Source organism: Stenotrophomonas sp. TWI602 (genome assembly GCF_039674045.1).
GTDB lineage: Bacteria > Pseudomonadota > Gammaproteobacteria > Xanthomonadales > Xanthomonadaceae > Stenotrophomonas.
The window spans coordinates 43,628-63,960 of the sequence record NZ_JBDJMT010000016.1; the positions used below are offsets into that span (position 1 = coordinate 43,628).

General features: G+C 67.9%; 15 protein-coding genes. 6 read left to right on the forward strand and 9 right to left on the reverse strand.

The features are described from left to right. Nucleotides 1–8: 8 nt before the first annotated feature. From creD to creB, 3 genes are all read right to left on the reverse strand, one after another. Complete coding sequence (gene creD / locus ABE483_RS14220; RefSeq protein WP_313217675.1) at nucleotides 9–1,328, reverse strand: cell envelope integrity protein CreD; 1,320 nt, start codon at nucleotides 1,326–1,328, stop codon at nucleotides 9–11. A 92-nt stretch (nucleotides 1,329–1,420) separates the two neighbouring features. Then, nucleotides 1,421–2,878 carry a two-component system sensor histidine kinase CreC gene (gene creC, locus ABE483_RS14225; protein ID WP_346481902.1) on the reverse strand — a complete coding sequence of 486 codons (1,458 nt, stop codon included), beginning with the start codon at nucleotides 2,876–2,878 and terminating at the stop codon, nucleotides 1,421–1,423. A gap of 2 nt (nucleotides 2,879–2,880) precedes the next feature. Beyond that, nucleotides 2,881–3,570 (reverse strand): two-component system response regulator CreB, encoded by a 690-nt coding sequence (creB, locus tag ABE483_RS14230; protein ID WP_346464395.1) that lies wholly within the window; start codon nucleotides 3,568–3,570, stop codon nucleotides 2,881–2,883. Between the two features lie 45 nt (nucleotides 3,571–3,615). Between creB and rlmJ the strand changes: the two genes are divergently transcribed. From rlmJ to ABE483_RS14250, 4 genes are all read left to right on the forward strand, one after another. Beyond that, entirely contained in the window at nucleotides 3,616–4,473 is an 858-nt protein-coding gene (rlmJ, locus tag ABE483_RS14235) for a 23S rRNA (adenine(2030)-N(6))-methyltransferase RlmJ (RefSeq protein ID WP_282263631.1), read from the forward strand. A gap of 126 nt (nucleotides 4,474–4,599) precedes the next feature. Then, on the forward strand, nucleotides 4,600–5,145 hold the full coding sequence (locus ABE483_RS14240; RefSeq protein ID WP_019184458.1) for a GNAT family N-acetyltransferase: 546 nt from the start codon (nucleotides 4,600–4,602) through the stop codon (nucleotides 5,143–5,145). Nucleotides 5,146–5,325: 180 nt separating this feature from the next. Then, entirely contained in the window at nucleotides 5,326–8,793 is a 3,468-nt protein-coding gene (mfd, locus tag ABE483_RS14245; protein ID WP_313212860.1) for a transcription-repair coupling factor, read from the forward strand. Between the two features lie 114 nt (nucleotides 8,794–8,907). Then, nucleotides 8,908–9,489, forward strand: coding sequence for an HD domain-containing phosphohydrolase (locus ABE483_RS14250; RefSeq protein ID WP_259260099.1), 582 nt, complete (start codon nucleotides 8,908–8,910; stop codon nucleotides 9,487–9,489). A gap of 86 nt (nucleotides 9,490–9,575) precedes the next feature. On the opposite strand, the gene ABE483_RS14255 is transcribed toward ABE483_RS14250, so the two are convergent. The 3 genes from ABE483_RS14255 to ABE483_RS14265 all read right to left on the reverse strand — a co-directional run bounded on the left by ABE483_RS14255 (nucleotide 9,576) and on the right by ABE483_RS14265 (nucleotide 13,743). Next, nucleotides 9,576–11,669 carry a M13 family metallopeptidase gene (locus ABE483_RS14255; protein WP_313212864.1) on the reverse strand — a complete coding sequence of 698 codons (2,094 nt, stop codon included), beginning with the start codon at nucleotides 11,667–11,669 and terminating at the stop codon, nucleotides 9,576–9,578. A 221-nt stretch (nucleotides 11,670–11,890) separates the two neighbouring features. Next, nucleotides 11,891–12,640, reverse strand: coding sequence for a 2,3-diphosphoglycerate-dependent phosphoglycerate mutase (gene gpmA / locus ABE483_RS14260; RefSeq protein WP_346481903.1), 750 nt, complete (start codon nucleotides 12,638–12,640; stop codon nucleotides 11,891–11,893). An 86-nt stretch (nucleotides 12,641–12,726) separates the two neighbouring features. After that, entirely contained in the window at nucleotides 12,727–13,743 is a 1,017-nt protein-coding gene (locus ABE483_RS14265; RefSeq protein WP_346481904.1) for a cation diffusion facilitator family transporter, read from the reverse strand. A 143-nt stretch (nucleotides 13,744–13,886) separates the two neighbouring features. Between ABE483_RS14265 and ABE483_RS14270 the strand changes: the two genes are divergently transcribed. Together ABE483_RS14270 and ABE483_RS14275 are read left to right on the forward strand one after the other, a co-directional pair. Then, nucleotides 13,887–15,311, forward strand: coding sequence for a diguanylate cyclase (locus ABE483_RS14270; protein WP_313217666.1), 1,425 nt, complete (start codon nucleotides 13,887–13,889; stop codon nucleotides 15,309–15,311). Between the two features lie 130 nt (nucleotides 15,312–15,441). Continuing rightward, complete coding sequence (locus ABE483_RS14275; RefSeq protein ID WP_346464389.1) at nucleotides 15,442–16,575, forward strand: metallophosphoesterase; 1,134 nt, start codon at nucleotides 15,442–15,444, stop codon at nucleotides 16,573–16,575. Nucleotides 16,576–16,608: 33 nt separating this feature from the next. Here ABE483_RS14275 and ABE483_RS14280 read toward each other — a convergent pair whose 3' ends face one another. The 3 genes from ABE483_RS14280 to ABE483_RS14290 all read right to left on the reverse strand — a co-directional run bounded on the left by ABE483_RS14280 (nucleotide 16,609) and on the right by ABE483_RS14290 (nucleotide 20,264). Beyond that, entirely contained in the window at nucleotides 16,609–16,902 is a 294-nt protein-coding gene (locus ABE483_RS14280; RefSeq protein WP_346464387.1) for a hypothetical protein, read from the reverse strand. Nucleotides 16,903–16,971: 69 nt separating this feature from the next. Continuing rightward, nucleotides 16,972–19,665 (reverse strand): tetratricopeptide repeat protein, encoded by a 2,694-nt coding sequence (locus ABE483_RS14285; protein WP_346481905.1) that lies wholly within the window; start codon nucleotides 19,663–19,665, stop codon nucleotides 16,972–16,974. After that, on the reverse strand, nucleotides 19,662–20,264 hold the full coding sequence (locus ABE483_RS14290; RefSeq protein ID WP_313213033.1) for an ECF-type sigma factor: 603 nt from the start codon (nucleotides 20,262–20,264) through the stop codon (nucleotides 19,662–19,664). Before ABE483_RS14290 ends, ABE483_RS14285 begins: the two co-directional genes overlap by 4 nt. Nucleotides 20,265–20,333: the final 69 nt, after the last annotated feature.

Consider the following 20,333-nt stretch of genomic DNA (forward strand, 5'->3'; position numbering starts at 1 on the left):
TCCGTTCCTCAGCTCAGGCGTGCGCCGAGTTCGTACCAATCGACCCGGCGGGTCACCCACATCACCGCGGCCAGCACGCCGAACAGCAGCAGCGAGCCCATCAGCAGCGCGTTGTTCTCCGAGATCAGCAGCCCGTACAGCGCGCCATACAGGGCACTGAGCATCAGCGCGAAGCCCAGGCCGCGTTTCCAGCTCTTCAATACGCCGGACAGATACACGGTCTGGATGCCGATACAGGCGAGCGCCGAGAGTGCATAGGCCTGCCAGAACGCGATGTGCTCGGAGAGGCTGAGCAGCAGCAGGAAGAAGATCGCCAGCGCCAGGCCGACCATCAGGTACTGCAGCGGGTGGATGCGCAGCTGCTTGATCAGCTCGAACAGGATGAAGCCGACGAAGGTGAGCAGGATGAAGAGGATGCCGTACTTGCTGGCGCGGTCGGCCTGGGTATAGACATCGACCGGATTGACCAGCTCCACGCTTACCGCCTCGGCGTCGATGTCCGGGCGGTTGCGCAGTTGGTGCTGGGCACGCGAGGCCAGCGAGGACACCGCCCACTGGGCGTCGAAGCCCTGCGCGTCGACCTTGCGCTCGTTGGGCAGGAAGCTGCCACCGAACAGCGGGTGCGGCCAGGGCGAGCGCAGCGCGATGCGGCTGTCATCGCCCACCGGCACCACCGACAGCGACCGGGTGCCATCCAGCACCAGCTCCAGCTCGACCTTGCTGCCCTTGAGCACGCCACCCCGTTCATCCGCCAGGCCCGGCAAGCCGACATGCAGGCCCGTGCCGATGCCACTGACGCCGCCGGCATCGGGCAACAGCGTCACGGCGTTGCCATCCACGCGCAGGTTCGGCGAACCGACCAGGCCACGCACATCGGCGATGCCCACGGTCAGGAAGGGCGTGCCATACACGCGGCCGGCTTTCACCGGGTAGTCGTCATCGGCGAACGCGGCGCTGATCGTGGCCTTCCAGCTATAGACCGGGACGCGGAACAGGCCGACGCGGCGCTCGTCCGGCTGCATCACGCCGTCCACCGTGAGCGTGGCCGGCATCTGCAGCCACTGGCCCTGCTCGACCTGCTTTTCCTTCTTTTTGGTGCCGGCCGCATCCACGACCTCGACTTCGCGGGTTTCGGTCCACGGCACCACCCGGATCGGTCCGGTCAGAATCTGCGCGCCGGCGCGGCTCTGCGCGACGCGTTGGTACGCCTCGTCGCGGTAGGCCTCACGCTCGCGGATCACCCCCTTGATCAGGCTCAGCGGAATCAGCAGCAACAGGATCAGCCCGCCGACAATGGCGAACCGCAACAGCATCTTCAGGGATTTCATGACCCGTCCTCGGTTGGGAGGGGGCCAGCTTCCCGCGCGCCGGTGTGCGGGGTTTGTGCCGAGTTTGAAGTCTGTGTGAAGTGCAGCGGCGGTCAGCGCCGCGGCGGGACCGAAGGCAGCCGCGACGGCAGCCACAACACCGCCTGCGCGCCGCCGTCATCGCGGTTGCGCAGGCTGACACGGCCGCCATGCAGGCGGGCCACTTCCTGCACGAACGACAGGCCGAGGCCGGAGCTGCGCTGGCCGGTGCCCGGGCGCGCCAGGGAATAGAAGCGCTCGAACACGCGGTCGAGCGCGTACTCGGGCACGCCACTGCCGCAGTCGGCCACGGTCAGCGCGATGCCCTCGCCTTCTGCACGCGCACCGAGCGTGATGCTGCTGCCGGCGGGTGAGAACGCCACGGCATTCTCCAGCAGATTGTTGAGCGCCTGGCGCAGCAGATAGCCGTCGCCCTGCACGCTCTCGGCCAGCACCTCCACATGGAGTGCTACGCCCGCCGCCTGCGCACGCACCGCCACCGCATCGGTCGCGGCCTGCAGCAAGGGTGCCAAGGCAAGCCGCTCGTGCTTGTGCAGCCAGCCGTACTGTTCCACCTCGGCCAACGCCAGCAGCTTGTCGATGGTTTCGGTGAGCCGCTGCGCCTGGCCTTCAATGCTGCGTGCAAAATGCGCACGGTCGGCATCCGGCAACGGCTCCTGCAACAGTTCGGCGGCACCGCGGATCGCGGCCAGCGGGCTCTTCATTTCATGCGTCAGCGATTGAACGTACTGCTCGACGTAGGCCTTGCCTTCCAGCTTGCGACGCATGGTTTCCAGCGCCTGGCCCAGATCGCCGATCTCATCGCGGCGCGGCTTCGGCGGCGGCACCGGCTCACCGGCGCTGACCGCCTTGGCGTAGCGATTGAGCCGGCTCACGCCGTGCATCAGCCACGCGGTCATCAGCAGGCCGATCAGCGCCGAGAGACCGATCAGCCAGGCACCGCGCTTCATGATGGCGCGCTGGCTGGCGGCGATGAACGGATCGATGCTGCGGTTGGGTTGGGCCAGGCTGAGCACACCGATCAAGCGGCGCCCATCGGCCGGATCGAAGATCGGCGCGGCCACGTGCATCACCGAGTGGGTATCGTCGCCCGGGGTTTCCGGGCTGGAACGCGCGCCGTATTCGCCACGCAGGGTGCGATAGACATCGTTCCAGCGCGAGTTGTCGCGCCCCACATCGCGCCCGGTCGAGTCGTACACCACGATGCCCTTGGCATCGGTGATGGTGACCTGGTAATCCAGCGTGCGCTTGGGAAAACGCCACACCATCGCCTTCGGGTCACGCCGCTGCGCACGCGCCAGATCGGCGACAAAGCGGCCGTCGCGGATGTGCCCGGCCTTGAGATCGGCGGCGGCCATTTCAGCCAGCACGTTGGCTGCATCGACCAACGTGGACTCCATCGCCTGGCGCACGCCAGGCTTCACTTCGTTGACGAAAATACGCATCACGAAGAACGCGGCGATACCCACGATCAGGAAGAAGCCCAGGAACAGTTTCAGGCCCAGCCGCATGCCTACACCTCCAGTGCGTAGCCCAGGCCACGGTGGGTGCGGATCGGGTCGGTCTCGGCACCGGCGGCACGCAGCTTGGCACGCAGGGTTTTGACGTGGGTATCGACGGTGCGGTCGGCGCTGTCGGCGTCGCTGTCCCAGCCGCGGTCCATCAGCTGGGCGCGGCTGAGGATCGCGCCGGGGCGCTGCAGCAGGGCCGCCATCAGCGCGTATTCGTAGCGGGTCAGGTCCAGCGGCTGGTCACCAAAGCGGATCCGGCTGCCCTCGCGGTCGATCGAGAAGCGCCCAAGCTGCTGCCAGCCGGTGGTGTCGGCCGGGGCCGCGGACCGGCGCAGGCGCGCGCGCACCCGCGCCACCAGCTCGCGCGGGGAGAAGGGCTTGGCCATATAGTCATCCGCCCCCAGCTCCAGGCCGAGCACCCGGTCGAACTCGTCATTGCGGGCGGTCAGGAAGATCACCGGCACCTCGCTGAAGGTGCGCAACGTGCGGCAGACCTCGAAACCGCTCATGTCCGGCAGGCCGACATCCAGCACCACCACATCGAAGCCGTGCTGGCGCAGCCGGGCCAGCGCCTCCCCGCCGAGCAGGCAATGCTGGGCGCCGTAGCCTTCACTGCGCAGTGCATACAGAACGGTATCGGCGATGGCGGTTTCGTCCTCGACCACCAGGACGTTGTGCAGGGGGTGGCTCATGCGCGCAGCATAGCCGCTGGGCCCGCCGCCCCGTACACTGCGCCGATGAATTACCGCCACGCCTTCCATGCCGGCAACCATGCCGATGTGCTCAAGCACATCGTGCAGCTTGCCCTGCTCGACACTTTCAAGCGCAAGGACAGCCCGTTCTTCGTGCTGGACACCCACGGCGGCGCAGGCCGCTACCTGCTGGCCAGCGAGGAAAGCCGCAAGACGCTGGAGGCCGAAGACGGCGTGATGCGCCTGATGGCCCAGCCGCAGCTGCCCGCGGTGGTGGAGCGCTATCTCAAGGCAGTCCAGGCCGACAACCCGGTCGGGGCGATGATCAGCTATCCCGGCTCGCCCCTGCTGACCGCCCAGACCCTGCGCGAGCAGGACCGCATGGCCGTCTGTGAAGTGCAGGATGCCGAAGCCACCGCGCTGAAGGCACTGTTCGCCCATGACAGCCGGGTGGCCGTGTATCACGCCGATGGCTATGCCCAGAACAAGAAGCTGCTGCCGCCCAAGGCCAACGGCGTGAAGATCGGCCGGGGGCTGGTCCTGATCGACCCGCCCTACGAGGGGCAGGACGCCGAGTACCAGGCCATCCTGGCCTCGGTGACCGAGATCCTGGGCCGTTGGCCGCAGGCCAGCTTTGCGATCTGGTTCCCGATCAAGCAGCGCCGGACCATCCTGCATTTCCTGCGCAAGGCCTGTGCGCTGCCGGTGAAATCGGTGCTGACCGCCGAGCTGCTGATCCGCCCGGACGACTCCCCGCTGCGGCTCAATGGCAGCGGCATGCTGCTGCTCAACCCGCCGTGGCAGTTCGACCAGGTCCTGGCCCCGGCCATGCCGGCGCTCAAGCAGCACCTGGGCGAGGCCGGCGCCTCGACCCGCCTGCAGTGGCTCAAGCAGGCCGAATGACCCCCTGAATCCAGGCCGGAACCCCGGCCTGGCCGGCGCCTCCCGTCTGGCGCGGCGTGAGTGATCCGTTCACGGAACGCTGCCCCCGGGATGCGAGAATCCGAAGACCACCAAGGAATCACCGGTATGGCTACCCGTAACCGCATGCCGCCCTGGCACGAGATTTTCAAGGCACCCAGTGGCCACGAGCTGCTGATCCGCCCCATCCGGCCGGAAGACGGCCCGCCGCTGCATGCCGCTTTCAGTCTGTTCGGTCCCGAAGAGATCCGCGACCGCTTCCTGCAGTCGGTAACCGAACTGTCGCCGGAAACGACGCAGCGCCTGACCCATCCCAATCCCAAGAGCGAAATCACCCTGGTCGCGGCCGAGTCGCTGCCCGCCGGTGAAGCCGTGGTGGGTGCGGTCGCGCGTGCCTCGATCATCCCCGGTACCCGCGAGGCCGAGTACGCCATCCTGGTCAGCCGCTTCCTGGTCGGCCAGGGCCTGGGCAGGCAGTTGATGCGCAAGCTGGTCAAGTGGGCGCGCGGCAAGTACCTGGATCGTCTGTACGGTGATGTTGCCGAAGAGAACGAGCCGATGAAGCAGCTGGCCGCCTCGCTGGGCTTCCAGCCGATCCCGCACCCGAACGGTACGCCGGGCCTGGTGCGCATGGTGCTGGAACTCGACAGCTGACGCGGGGGCGTCTTTCCGCGCCCTCATCGGCAGAGCCGGCCGCTGGCCGGCTGCCCGCACATCACGCATCGCCTGGAGCCGGCCAGCGGCCGGCAATACCGGTAACGTGGATCGGCCGTACGCTTGCCTGCCGCCGGATGACACGGCCGCCACGCTGCGGTCTGCTAAAATCGACGGTTCATGTCACGCACCTCCTATCCCGTTCCGCCGCTGCCACGTCCTGGACAGCTCCGCGCCTGGTGGCGCGCCCCCGCTTCGGCCACGGCGCTGGCGTGGTACATCGCCCGCGCGGCGCAGTCGCACGACGGGCCGTTGCTGGTGGTCGCGCGCGACAACCATGGCGCGAACCAGATCGAAGCCGATCTGCACACCCTGCTCGGCACTGCCGGCGACGTGCCGATCGTGGCCTTCCCGGATTGGGAAACCCTGCCCTACGACGCCTTCAGTCCGCACCCGGACATCATTTCCCAGCGCCTGGCTGCGCTGCACGCCCTGCCTGCGCTCAAGCGCGGCATCGTGGTGGTGCCGGTGCAGACGCTGCTGCAGCAGTTGGCACCGCTCAAGTACGTCATCGGCGGCAGCTTCGACCTGACGGTCGGCCAGCGCCTGGATCTGGACGCGGAAAAGCGCCGCCTGGAATCGGCCGGCTACCGCAACGTGCCGCAGGTGATGGACCCGGGTGATTTCGCCGTGCGTGGCGGCCTGCTCGATGTCTACCCGATGGGGGCCGAGGCGCCGCTGCGGGTGGAACTGCTCGATGAAGACATCGATTCGATCCGCGCCTTCGATCCGGAGTCGCAGCGCTCGCTGGACAAGGTCGAGGCGGTGCACATGCTGCCCGGCCGTGAAGTACCGCTGGATGATCTCAGCGTCTCGCGGGTGCTCAACACGCTGCGCGAGCGCTTCGATGTGGATACCCGGCGCAGCGCGCTGTACCAGGATCTCAAGGCGGGTATCGCGCCGGCCGGCATCGAGTATTACCTGCCGCTGTTCTTCGACAAGACCGCAACCTTGCTCGATTACCTGCAGCCCAACGTGCTGCCGGTGCTGGCGCCGAACGTGTTCGATGCTGCGGCCGCCTTCTGGGCGCAGACGCAGAACCGCTACGAGCAGCGCCGCCACGATGTCGAGCGCCCGCTGCTGGCGCCGGAAGAGCTGTATGCCAGCCCCGAGCAACTGCGCGCCACGCTCAACGGCCTGGCCCGCGTCGAAGTCTGGCCGCTGGATCACGACCGCATCGGCGATGCACAGCCGCTGGGCGACCAGCCCCTGCCGCCGCTGCCGGTGGCCGCACGCGATGCCCCGGCTGCCGAGGCACTGAAATCCTTCATCGGTCATTATCCGGGCCGGGTGTTGATCGCCGCCGATTCCGCCGGCCGCCGCGAAGCCCTGCTGGAAGTGCTGCTCGCCGCCGAGCTGAAGCCGCCGGTGGTCGCCGATCTGCCCGGCTTCCTGGCCGACGACAGCGTGCGCTTCGGCATCACCGTGGCGCCGCTGGAAGACGGTTTCGCGCTGGAAAGCCCGCCGATCGCGGTGCTGACCGAACGTCAGCTGTTTCCCGAACGCGCCGGCCAGCAGCGCCGCAGCCGCCGGGCCGGGCGCGAGCCCGAAGCGATCATCCGCGACCTCGGCGAGCTCAGCGAAGGCTCCCCGATCGTGCATGAAGACCACGGTGTCGGCCGCTACCGGGGCCTGATCGTGCTCGATGCCGGCGGCATGCCCGGCGAGTTCCTGGAAATCGAGTACGCCAAGGGCGACCGCCTGTATGTGCCGGTCGCCCAGCTGCACCTGATCAGCCGCTATTCCGGTGCCTCGCCGGAAACCGCGCCGCTGCATTCGCTCGGTGGCGAGCAGTGGACCAAGGCCAAGCGCAAGGCCGCCGAAAAGGTCCGCGACGTCGCCGCCGAACTGCTGGAAATCCAGGCGCGTCGGCGTGCCCGTGCCGGCCTGGCGCTGCACGTGGACCGCGCGATGTACGAGCCGTTCGCGGCCGGCTTCCCGTTCGAGGAAACACCGGATCAGCTGGCCGCGATCGACGCGACGCTGCGCGATCTGGCCAGCAGCCAGCCGATGGACCGCGTGGTCTGCGGCGACGTCGGCTTCGGCAAGACCGAGGTCGCCGTGCGCGCCGCATTCGCCGCCGCCAGCGCCGGCAAGCAGGTCGCCGTGCTGGTGCCGACCACCCTGCTGGCCGAACAGCATTACCGCAATTTCCGCGATCGCTTCGCCGATTGGCCGCTCAAGGTGGAGGTGCTGTCGCGCTTCAAATCCACCAAAGAGATCAAGGCCGAACTGGAGAAGGTCGCCGCCGGCACCATCGACGTCATCATCGGTACCCATCGCCTGCTGCAGCCGGACGTGAAGTTCAAGGACCTCGGTCTGGTCGTGGTGGATGAAGAGCAGCGCTTCGGTGTGCGCCAGAAGGAAGCGCTCAAAGCGATGCGCGCCAACGTGCATCTGCTGACGCTGACCGCCACGCCGATTCCCCGCACGCTCAACATGGCCATGGCCGGGCTGCGGGATCTGTCGATCATCGCCACCCCGCCGCCGAACCGGCTGGCGGTCAAGACGTTCATCACCGCCTGGGACAACGCGCTGCTGCGCGAAGCCTTCCAGCGCGAACTGGCCCGTGGTGGCCAGCTGTACTTCCTGCACAACGACGTGGAGAGCATCGGCCGCATGCAGCGCGAGCTGGCCGAGCTGGTGCCCGAAGCACGCATCGGCATCGCCCATGGGCAGATGCCCGAGCGCGAGCTGGAGCGGGTGATGCTGGACTTCCAGAAGCAGCGCTTCAACGTGCTGCTGTCGACCACGATCATCGAATCGGGCATCGACATTCCCAACGCCAATACCATCATCATCAACCGCGCCGACCGCTTCGGCCTGGCCCAGCTGCACCAGCTGCGTGGCCGCGTGGGTCGCTCGCACCACCGGGCGTACGCCTACCTGGTGGTGCCGGACAAGCGCGCGATGACGCCCGATGCCGAGAAGCGTCTGGAGGCGATCGCCTCGATGGACGAACTTGGTGCCGGCTTCACCCTGGCCACCCACGATCTGGAAATCCGCGGTGCCGGCGAGCTGCTCGGCGAGGACCAGAGCGGCCAGATGGCCGAGGTCGGCTTCAGCCTGTACACCGAGCTGCTGGAACGCGCGGTGCGCAGCATCCGCCTGGGCAAGCTGCCGGACCTGGATGCGGGCGAAGAAGCGCGCGGTGCCGAGGTCGAACTGCATGTGCCGGCCTTGATCCCGGATGACTACCTACCCGACGTGCATACCCGCCTGACCCTGTACAAGCGCATCAGCTCAGCGCGTGACAGTGCTGAGCTGCGCGAACTGCAGGTGGAGATGATCGACCGCTTCGGCCTGCTGCCGGACCCGGCCAAGCATCTGTTCGCGATCGCCGAACTCAAGCTGCAGGCCAACGTGCTGGGCATCCGCAAGCTGGAACTGGGCGAGAACGGCGGCCGCATCGTGTTCAATCCCAAGCCGGAGATCGACCCGATGGCGGTGATCCAGCTGATCCAGAAGCAGCCCAAGCTGTACACGATGGACGGGCCGGACAAGCTGCGCATCAAGCACCCGTTGCCGCTGCCGGAAGACCGCTTCAGCGCCGCCAAGGCCCTGTTGCTGACCCTCTCCCCGCGCTGATTTCACGCCTGGCGTCGGTCGCCAGGCGCTATCGTTCACTGGGCAGGCGCCACGTGGCGGCCTGCCCGACCCCGGCACTGACGGCCGGCCATCCGACCCCACGTGACCGCCCCCATGTTCGACGACGCCCCTTCGCAGGTCTGCTCCATCGACGCGCTATCGATGTCGTTGCAGATGCGCGACCAGTACACCCGTTTCCACTGCGACCGGGTCGGCCTGCTCGGCGATCAGCTGGGCCGCCTGTGCGATCTGGACGACACGCAGCGTGCGCATCTGGCACTGGCCGCCCGCTTCCATGACATCGGCAAGATCGGCATTCCGGACAACGTGCTGCTGTATCCCGCGCGCCTGGATGACGCACAGCGCGCGATCATGCGCACCCACCCCGAACGTGGTGAGCGCATCTTCGCCACCACCGGGCGCAGTGACGCCGCCGAGGTGGCGCGGTTGATCCGCAGCCATCACGAGGCGTTCGATGGCAGTGGTTACCCGGATGGCCTGAAAGGCAGCGACATTCCCCTGGGCGCACGCGTGCTGACCATCGTCGATGGCTACGACGCCATGACCACCACCCGCCCGTACCGCGGCCCGATGCCGCATGCCAAGGCGATGGGCATCCTCGCCGAGCAGCAGGGGGGGCTGGTCGACCCGGAGGTGTTCGGCCTGTTCACCCGGATGATGGCCGCCACTACCTAGTCTCGGCCTGGGTTTGCCGCGAGCGTGCTGGAAAAGAAAAACCCGGCTTTCGCCGGGTTTTTCATGTCTCACTCAACCGCGTGCGATCACCAGATCACAACGCGCTTGTCGTCGGCCCGCACCATTGCATCGCCGGCCTTGCACTCGAACGCCTGCGCGTACGCCGGCATGTTCGACGGCGCGCCGTTGGCACGGAAATTCGCCGGGGCGTGCGGGTCGGTGTTCAGACGCACGCGCAGCTCGCCCTCATTGAAGTTGCGGCGCCACACGGTGGCCCAGTTCATGAAGAAGCGCTGGTCCTGCGTGTGGCCGTCGACCGCTACGTTGGCCTTCGGGTCTTCCTTCAACGCCATCTGCAGCGCGTCGTACGCCACGGTCAGGCCACCCAGGTCGCCGATGTTCTCGCCCAGGGTCAGCTTGCCCTTCACGTTCACGCCCGGCAGCGACTCATAGCCGTCGAACTGCGCGACCAGCTGGTCGGTACGCTGGGTGAAGGCGGCACGGTCGCTGTCGGTCCACCAGTTGTCGAAGTTGCCGTTGGCGGCGAACTGGCTGCCCGAGTCGTCGTAGCCGTGCATCATCTCGTGGCCGATGACCGCACCGATACCGCCGTAGTTCAGCGCCGGATCGGCCTTGGCGTCGAAGAACGGCGCCTGCAGGATCGCCGCCGGGAACACGATCTCGTTCTTGGTGGCGTTGTAGTAGGCGTTGACGGTCTGCGGGGTCATGCCCCATTCGGTCTTGTCGACCGGCTTGCCGATCTTGTTGAGCATGAAGCGGTAGTTGAACGTGCGCGCGGCCTGCATGTTGCCCAGGTAGCTGTCACCGTTGGTTTCCAGGCCCGACCAGTCACGCCACTTGTCCGGGTAGCCGATCTTCGGGGTGAAGCTGGCCCACTTTTCCAGTGCCTTCTTGCGGGTGTCTTCGCTCATCCACTCCAGCTTCTCCAGGCGCGCCTTCAGCGCCACCGAGAGGTTCTCCACCAGGTGCTGCATCTGCACCTTGGAGTCGGCCGGGAACACGGCATCGACATACATCTGGCCCAGGCCTTCGCCGATGGCGCCGTTGACCGACTCCAGCACGCGCTTCCAGCGCGGCTGCATTTCCTTCTGACCACGCAGCGTGGTGCTGTAGAAATCGAAGTTGGCCTTTTCGAAGGCGCTGCTCAGGTACGGCGAGGCGTCATCGATGGTGTGGAAGCGCAGGTAGGCCTGCCAGGTGGCGGCCGGCACGTCGGCCAGCATCTTGTCCACTTCGCCGAAGAAGCCCGGCTGGGCCATCGAGAACTTCTGCGCGGCCGGCACCTTCAGGGTCTCGAACAATGCGGTCCAGCTGAAGTTCGGGGTCAGCTTGTCCGCGTCAGCCGCGCTGACCGGGTTGTAACGCTTGGCCGGGTCACGCATTTCGATGCGCGACATCGAGGCCTTGGCCAGACGCGTTTCGAAGTCCATCACGGCCTTGGCCTGGGTCTTGGCCTGCTCGGCGTCCACGCCGGAGAGGGTCAGCACCTGCGCGATGTAGGCGACGTAGGCGTCGCGGATCTTGGCCTGCGAATCGTCGAAGTAGTAGCCCTTCTCCGGCAGGCCGAGGCCGCCCTGGCCGACATAGGCGATGACGTTGGCCGAATCCTTGTAATCGGCATTGGCGAACAGCGAGAACAGCACGCCCTGGCCCACCGCCTGGCTGTCGCGCAGGTACTGGGTAATGGCGGCGGTATCGTTCAGCGCGGCGATCTTGTCCAGCTGCGGCTGCAGCGGGGTGATGCCGGCGGCCTCGATCTTGGCTTCGTCCGAACCGGTCTTCCAGATGTCACCGATCTTGGCTTCCACCGTGCCGGCCTTGGCCTGGCTGGCGGCAGCCTGCTGGACCAGCGCGTGCTGCACTTCCAGCGAGCGCTCGCGCAGGATTTCGAAGCTGCCCCAGGTGGTCTGGTCGTTCGGGACCGGGTTGGCCTTGAGCCACTTGCTGTTCACGAACCCGTTGAGGTCGGTACAGGCGGCGATGGCGGTGTCCAGATCGGCCGTGTTGAGCGAGATCAGCGCGGTCTTGATCTGCGACTGATCAAACGCCGGCTTGGCATCGGCGGTGGCGGCAGGCGCGGTATCGGTCTTGCCGCAGGAGGCCAGCGACACGGCGATGGCGGCGGTCAGGCCCAGCGGGACCAGCTTGGAAAACTTCATTCGACTCTCCGGCTACAGATGGATGCATCACCCGGATCACGGGCAATCGGGCAGCGTAGCGCGGGAGGCGCCGGGGCGGACCGGCCAAAGGTCACACCATCGCGCAGCGGTAGAGCCACCCCATGGGTGGCTGCGTGAACCGTGCATTGCGTGCAGCCACCCATGGGGTGGCTCTACCCGCGGGGGTAAAGAAAAGGCCGGCTTGCGCCGGCCTTTCGTTGTTATTTCGCCTTGCCCTGGTTGGCCACGGCCTCAGCGGCCTTGCGTGCCGCTTCCGGGTCACCCAGGTAGCGGAACGACTGCACGGTCAGGTCGTCGTTGAGCTCGAACAGCAACGGGATGCCGGTCGGGATGTTGAGCTCCAGGATGGCGTCCTGCGAGACGTTGTTGAGGTACTTGTACAGCGCGCGCAGCGAGTTGCCGTGGGCGGTGACCAGTACGGTCTTGCCGTCCTTGAGCTGGGGGGCGATCGCATCGAACCAGTACGGCAGCACGCGGTCCAGCGTGGTGGCCAGCGATTCGGTGCCCGGCAGCGCGTTGCGGTCCAGGCCGGCATAACGACGGTCGTGGATCGGGTGGCCCGGGTCCTCGATGTCCATCGCCGGCGGCGGGATGTCGTAGGAACGGCGCCAGATCTTGACCTGGTCCTCGCCGTGCTTGGCGGCGGTCTCGGCTTTGTCCAGGCCCTGCAGGCCGCCGTAATGACGCTCGTTCAAGCGCCAGCTCTTGCTGACCGGCAGCCAGTCCTGGTCCAGTTCGGCCAGGGCACCCTGCAGGGTGTGGATGGCGCGCTTGAGCACCGAGGTGTGCGCGACATCGAACTGCAGCCCTTCTTCACGCATCAGGCGGCCGGCGGCAGCGGCCTCGCGGCGGCCCTGTTCGGTCAGTTCCACGTCCACCCAGCCGGTGAAGCGGTTGTCCAGGTTCCACTGGCTCTGGCCGTGGCGCAACAGTACGAGTTTCCGGGTCACTGCAGTATCTCCGACAGATGGCAAGGCAGACCCGCATTGTAGCGGCAACCCTGCCCTGCCCGTCCGCCGCGGCCCGCCCCTGACCCTCAGGGATGCGGATGCCCGTGGTGGCCCTGCGCGTCCGGTGCAGGGCGGCGGCTGTCGTGGCTGCCGTGCGCGTGAGCGGCGTGGTCGTGCCCGGCATGGTCATCGGCGTGCCGGTCGCGGGGGCTGCCGACGCTGCAGGGATCGCCGCAGTGGTCGGCCTCGATCTGCAGGGTCACATGGTCGATGCCGTACTGCTCGTGCAACCGGGTGCCCAGTTCGCGACGCAGGCGGTCCGCATCCACGCCGGTGCCCATCACCACGTGCGCGGTCAGTGCGGGGGTGCTGGAAGCCAGCGCCCATACGTGCAGGTCATGTACGTCCACCACGCCATCGTGTGCGCACAGGGTGCCGCGTACCGCCGCGACATCCATGCCCTTGGGCACGCCCTCCAGCAGCACGTTGATCGCCTCGCGCATCAACACCCAGGTGCGCGGCAGCACCCACAGGCCGATCAGCACGGCCAGGATCGGATCGATCGGCTTCCAGCCCGTCCAGCGGATCAGCAACGCGCCGAGGATCACCGCGACCGAGCCGAGCATGTCCGCCCAGACTTCCAGGTACGCGCCTTTGACGTTCAGGCTCTCGCCGCTGCCGGCGCGCAGCAGCCGCATCGAGATGAGATTGATCACCAGTCCGAACACCGCGATCACCAGCATGCCGGTGGAGGCGATCTCCTGCGGCGCGCGGAAGCGCTGCACCGCTTCCCAGAGAATGTAACCGGCGACCACGAACAGCATGCCGCCGTTGATCATCGCGCCGAGGGCCTCCAGCCGCGCGTAGCCGTAGGTGCGCTTGGCATCGGGCGGGCGCCGGCTGAGCCGGACCGCAACCAGTGCGATCATCAGCGCGAGGGTATCGGTGGCCATGTGCGCCGCATCGGACAACAGTGCCAGGCTGTTGGTCCAGAACGCGCCGGCCACCTCCACCAGCAGGAAGGTGGTGGTCAGCCCCAGCGCCCACCACAGCGGTTTTTCGTGGCGGATCTCGCTGGGCAGATGGTCGTGGTCGTGACCCATGAAAGCTCTCCTGGACAATGCCGGCAGGTTAAGCAGCGCCTCGCGCGGAGACTATTACACTTACCGTAGCGTTCAGTTTGCCATTCAATAACAACAGCGTCCGGCCGCTACCTCTCGACGGCCTGTGTGGCGGGAAGACAATCGTGCATAACGTTCCAAATCTTGATGAGGCCAGCCAACCGCTGGCGCTGGCCTGGGCACAGACACTGGCGCAGACGCCGGCCGCGGCGGCGACACTGCTGGCGAGCCTGTCGGCCGAGAGCCCGCCCGGGCTGGCCCACCACTTCTACGATGTGCTGCTCGAAGACCCGCGCGCGAGCCGGTTCCTCTCGCACGACCAGGTGCGGCTGCGCCTGAAACCGGCGATGCAGCGGTGGCTGCAGCAGATCCTCACCGCCACGCCGGACAGCATCAACGCGCTGGTCGCCGCGCAGCGCGTGATTGGCGACGTGCATGCGCGCGTGGGGATTCCGGTGGATCTGGTGGCGCGCGGCGCGCGCGTGCTCAAGCACCGCCTGTTCGACCGCATCATCGCGCAGGCCGACGAAAGCACGACGGCGTTTGCGGCGATCCACTGCCTCAGCGCTTCGATGGATATCGCCCTGGAAGGCATGACGCTGGCCTACACGCATGCACGCGAGCGCTCTTCGCGCACCGATGCGGCGTATCGCCTGTTCTCGCTGGTGCAGAACGTCAGCACCGAGCGCGAACGCCAACGCGCCCTGCTGCTGGATTGGGAAAACGCGCTGCTCTATGCGATGGCGAGCCAGAATGCCGAGGCCGAGCTCACCGGGCTGGCGCAATCGGAGTTCGGCCTGTGGTTCACCCACAAGGGCATCCCGAGTTTCGGCGAAAGCAGCGAGACCGGCCAGGTCGGTGCACTGGTCGCCGCGGTCGATACGCAGTTGCAGGAAGCGCTGGCGCATGCCGATTTCGCGGCGCGCTTCGGGGCATTGCAGGGCATCCGCGAGCGGCTGGCGCAGATCCGCACACTGATGGGCATGTTGTTCGAACGGATCGGCGAGCTCGATGCCGGCAGCGATGCACTGACCAACCTGCTCAACCGTCGCTTCCTGCCGACCGTGCTGCGCCGGGAAATCGAACTGGCCAATTCCACGCAGACGCCGTTCTCGGTGTTGCTGCTGGATCTGGACCATTTCAAGGCGATCAACGATGCGCACGGCCATGACGGCGGCGACCGCGCCCTGCAGCACGTGGCCGCCCTGCTCGGCCAGCTCACCCGCGGCAGCGACTACCTGTTCCGTTATGGCGGTGAGGAATTCGTGGTGGTGCTGGTGGCCGCCACCGCCGCCCAGGCCGAGGTGATCGCCGAGAACCTGCGCAAGCACATCGCGCAGAGCCCGGTGCAACTGGGCAGTGGCCAGAGCCTGTCGCTGACCACCAGCATCGGGGTGGCCGCGCATGATGGCCATCCCGACTACGAACGGCTGATGGCGCGCGCCGATGCGGCGATGTACCAGGCCAAGAAGCGGGGCCGCGACCGGGTGGTGCTGGCCAGCGATGACCTGCCCGATGCGCCCGGGCGAAAGGCGCTGCAGCGCGGGTGACCCTGTGTGGCCGACGGCAGCACCGGCCCATCCGCCCGTTGCGGCACGCATGGCTGACCAATGGCGCATGCCCCGCGCGCACCGGGCGGCGTAGCATCGCGGCATTGCCGTCCGCCACAGGAATCCCCCGATGTCGATCCGCCGCGCCCTGACCCGCCCTGCCCTGCTGCTGCTCCAGTCAGCGCTGCTGATGACACCGCTGCTGGCCACGGCACGCGAGGTGGCGACGCCGGCCGAGCATGTGGATGCCGATGGACCGTACGTGTTCCGTACCGCCAAGGGGCTGGAAGCGGCCTGGGTGTGCAAGGACCACGTGATCCGCCGCGAGCTGCCGGCACGCGGCGAGGCCACCGTGGTCGCCCCCGAGTGCGGCTATCCGCACCCGCTGACCGTGCTGCCGCCACGCACGGCGGAGATCGGCCGGTTCCCTGCCACGCCGCGGATCGTCGCGCTGTCGGACATCCACGGCCAGTACGGCCTGCTCGTGACGCTGCTGCGCGCCCACCACGTGATCGACAGCGAAGACCGCTGGTCGCTGGGCGACGCCACGCTGGTGGTGGCGGGCGATGTGTTCGACCGCGGTCCGCAGGTCACCGAAGCATTCTGGCTGCTGTACAGCCTGCAGCAACAGGCCGCGGCAGCCGGCGGTGCGGTGCACTTCGTGCTCGGCAACCACGAGACGATGGTCCTCTACAACGACCTGCGCTACGTCAACCCGAAGTACCTCAAGACCGCGCAGCTGCTCGGCCGTTCCTACCCCGCGCTGTACGGTCCGGATTCGACGATCGGCCAGTGGCTGCGCACCCGTCCGGTGCTGCTGCGCGTCGGGGACACCCTGTTCCTGCACGGCGGCATCGCACCGGAGAACCTGGACCTGGTGCGCAACATGGCGACCACCAACGCCGGCTACCAGGCCGCAGTCGGGCTGCCCAAGGAGCAGGTCAAGGCCGCACCGGACACTGCCCGCCTGTTCGATGGCAAGACCAGCCCGATCTGGTACCGCGGCTACTTCGATGGACGCATGGATACCGCCCAGGTCGAGACGCTGCTCAAACAGCTCGACCTCGCCCGCATCGTGGTCGGCCACACCTCGATGCCGCATGTCAGCAGCTTCCATGGCGACCGCATCATCGCCATCGACAGCAGCATCAAGAACGGTGAAAACGGCGAGCTGCTGTTCATCGAGAACGGCGCGCTCAGCCGCGGCCTGCTGGATGGCTCGCGGGTGCCGCTGGCCGAAGGCCGGCTCGGCGAAAGCGACTGACCTGGCCGTTCCCGCCGGTCAACCCGCCGCAGCTCACCGTGGCTTGTAGATGCGCGAGACCATCCAGCCGCCGTGACTGCGGAAGCGGCCGCTGTCGCCGGTCAGGGCAAAGCGCAGCGCGACCACCGCGGCGCGCCCGCGGGAGCAATGCCAGTCACGCGCTTTGCGGTAGGCCTTCCGGAAGGCACGGAACGGGCCGCGGGCCTGCGTGGTGTCCAGTTCGGCCTCACGTGCTTCCATCGCCTCAGGTGGGTCCATGGCCTCGGCGGAGGCGGCTGGCGGATGCGCTGCAGCGCGGGTGGCATCTGGATGGAGAGGGTTTGACATGGCGTTCCTTCGATCAACGAGGCCCGGAATCGGCCTCCTGATCGATAAACCGAGAAAACCATCACAAAACTATCGCCCCCGGGACAGACCCGCGTCGTGATCCGCCATGCGCTGCTCCAACCCCTTGATGCGACTTAGAAATTCCGACGTCGGCGCCAGTTCCTGCAGGTGCGGCCGGGCCCGGGCGATCTGGGCGCGGGCGCCAGCGCCATCGCCGTTGGCGAACAATGCCTCCGCCAGCGGGATACGCCACTTGGCGGTGGCCGTGGAATCCGCCCCGTAGAAACCAGCGAATGTCTCCACCAGCTGGGCCGACAGCGGCACTGCCGCGGGATCGCCACGGCGCTGGGCAAGCAGCGCCTGCTGCATCTGCAGGCGCAGCCCCAGCCACGGGGGCAGGCTCGGGTGGGCCTGGCCGAACGCGGCCAGGGCCCGGGCGGCCTCGGCATGCTGTCCGTCCCGGATCAGCCATTCAATCTCGACCAGGCGCAACACCAGCAGCTGCGGCGACTCGGGCGGGAGTTCGCGCCGCCACAGGGCGGCCACCTGCTGCAGCGGTGCCTGCGCCTCGGCCGTGCGGCCGGTACGCAGCAGCAACCGGGCCAGCACCATGTCCACGTCGAGTGTGTCGGCATGCTCAGGCCCGAGCAGCGCCCGATAGCGCGCCAGCGCAGCGCGGTAGTTCTGCTCGGCCTGCACATAGTCGCCGCGGGCTTCCTCCATCAGGCCATGGGCATACTGTTTGACCGCGTAGGCGCGGCTGTCCACGCCATCCACCGCGGCGCTGGTCTGCAGGCTGTTGCGGAAGTGCTGATCGGCCGCCTGGTAGCGGCCAAGATCGAGATACTGTCCGGCCAGCGCGGCTTCGGCCGAGGCGGTGTAGCTGCTGCCTGCGCCGAACATCTGCCGGGTCAGCGCGAAGCTGCGCTCGGCCAGCGCCAGCGCTTCATCGATACGGCCCTGGTTGAGCAGCGTCGAGGACAGCGCGCGCAGGACCCGCTGGTACTCGGCCCCCTGCACACCATGCTCCCGCGATGCCTCTGCCAGACCCTCGCGCAGGATCGCTTCGGCCTTGTCCAGCTCGCCCTGGCTCCGGTACAGATCGCCGAGGTTGGCCATCGCCGCCAGGCCGCCGCGCTGAAGCGGTGCACCGTTTCCCGGCCGGCTCAACGCCAGCGCGGAGCGGAAGGAGTGTTCCGCCGCCGCCGGCTGCTCCAGCTGCGCCTGGGCCAGGCCCCGGGCGTTCAACGCCTTCACCCGCACCGCCGGGGCATCGTCCTGCTCAAGCAGGCCCAACGCGTCCTCTGCACTGCCCAGCGCCTCCTTCTCACGCCCGGCGCTGAGCAGCTGCACCGCCAGACTGGCGCGGGCGTCGGCGATCTCATGCGGCGCGGCGCGCGTGTGCACCAGCCCCTCCACGCTGTCCCGCAGCAGGGCCTGCGCATCCTGCGGTTGACCCAGGTTCTGGTAGGCGCGCCCCAATGCAGCCTGCATCCGCGCGCGCAGCGCGGGCGACACGGTGCGGTCCTGCTCAAGGCGGCGTGCGCCCAGATCGAGCACCTCACGCGCGGTCATCGGCGTGCCGTGGCGCAGCCCCGGATCGGCCGCATCGAAGGCGGCCACCAGTACATCGGCGATGCCGGCGGCAGCCACCGCATTCTGCTCGGCCTGCCGACGCGCCTCGCTCAAGCGCAGCACGAAGGCCAGCACCATCACCGCCACCAGCGCGACGATCACACTGGCGCGCCATTGCCGCCGCAGCAGCAGGCGCGCACGATGCCAGCGGCTGGGCCGACGCGCGCGCACCGGGCGGTGTGCCAGATACCGTTCAATATCCTCGGCCAGTGCGTCGGCAGAGGCATAACGTTCGGCCGGATCCGCGGCAGCGGCCTTGGCCGCGACCGCCAGCAGGTCGGCGGGCACGCCGCGCGCCGGCGGCGGCGTGGCCTGCAGCAGCGCCTCCAGCATCACGCCCAGACTGTAGACATCGCCCACCACACTGGCCGGGCGTCCCGCCAGGCGCTCGGGGCTGGCATAGGCCGGGGTGAGGAAGGCCGCGGCATCGTTGGCGTCACCGAGCAGATGCGCGATGCCGAAATCCAGCAGGACCGGCTGGCCGTCGGGGCGGACCAGTACGTTGCCGGGCTTGAGGTCGCAGTGCACCACGGATTGGGAATGTGCGGCCTGTACCGCGCCGCAGATCTGCACGAACAGGCGCAGGCGTGCGGCCAGATCCAGCGCCAGGCTGCGACAGGCGTCGTCCAGCGGTTCACCCTGTACGTATTCCATCACCAGGTAGGGCTGACCGCCCTCGGCCACGCCCACGTCATACAGCCGGGCGATATGCGGGTGCTGCAGGTCGGCCAGGATCTGGCTTTCACTGGCCAGCCGCGTGGCCAGTACCGGGTCGTAGGCGCGGCGGATCAGCTTGATCGCCACTTCGCGCCGGTACAACGCATCGGCGCGCTCGGCCAGGAACACCACCCCCATCCCGCCGACGGCCAGCAACCGGCTCAGGCGCCACGGGCCAAGCCGCTGCCCGACCAGCGTGGCCGGATCATCCATCGCGGCCATCACGGCGGCGAGCGCGTGCTCGACCCGGCCCAGGTCGGCGGTCTGCGCGCGCAGCAGCTGCAGGGTTTCGTCGATCGCGGCCGGGTCATCGCACAGCTCACCCAGCGCCGGGCGCCAGCGCGCCTCGGGCAGATCGCAGACCGCGTCGAACAGCCCGCGCACCGTCTGCCAGCGGTCTGGGCCGGTCATGCGCGCGTGGCCGGCCCAGCCAGATGCCGGTTCAACCACGCCTTGGCAAACCGCAGATCGCGATCGACCGTGGGCACCGACACATCCAGCGCCAGGGCAATCTCTTCGCGGCTCATGCCACCGAAGTACATCCATTCCACCGTGCGTGCGGCGCGCTCATCCAGGGCGGCCAGTTCCTCCAGCGCGCGGTTCAGGGCCAGCACTTCGAAGGCATCGTGATCAGGGCTGGCTTCCAGGTCGGCATACGACAGGGTCAGGTTGATCGCACCTCCGCCCCGCTTGGAAGCCGCCATCGCGCGTGCGTGGTCCACCAGCACGCTGCGCATCTTCAGCGCCGCCAATGAAAGGAAATGCACGCGATCGCGGTAGCCGATCTCCCCACCGATCATCCGCATCAGGGCCTCGTGCACGAGCACGGTCGGCTGCAGCACGCCATCCTGGGGGGTGCCCAGCCGCGCCACGGCCATGCTACGCAGCTGCGCATACAGCAGCGCCAGCAGTTGATCGCGGGCGGCGATGTCCTGCTGCTCGCTCCAGCGGCGCAGCAAACGGGTGACATCCTGGCGCTCGGCCGCTGGAGGTGTCGCGTCAAAAGACATGTGGGGCGGGTCCGTGCATCACAGCAGGCGATCAGCCTGCAGTATCGCCGATCCCCATCCCCATGGGGC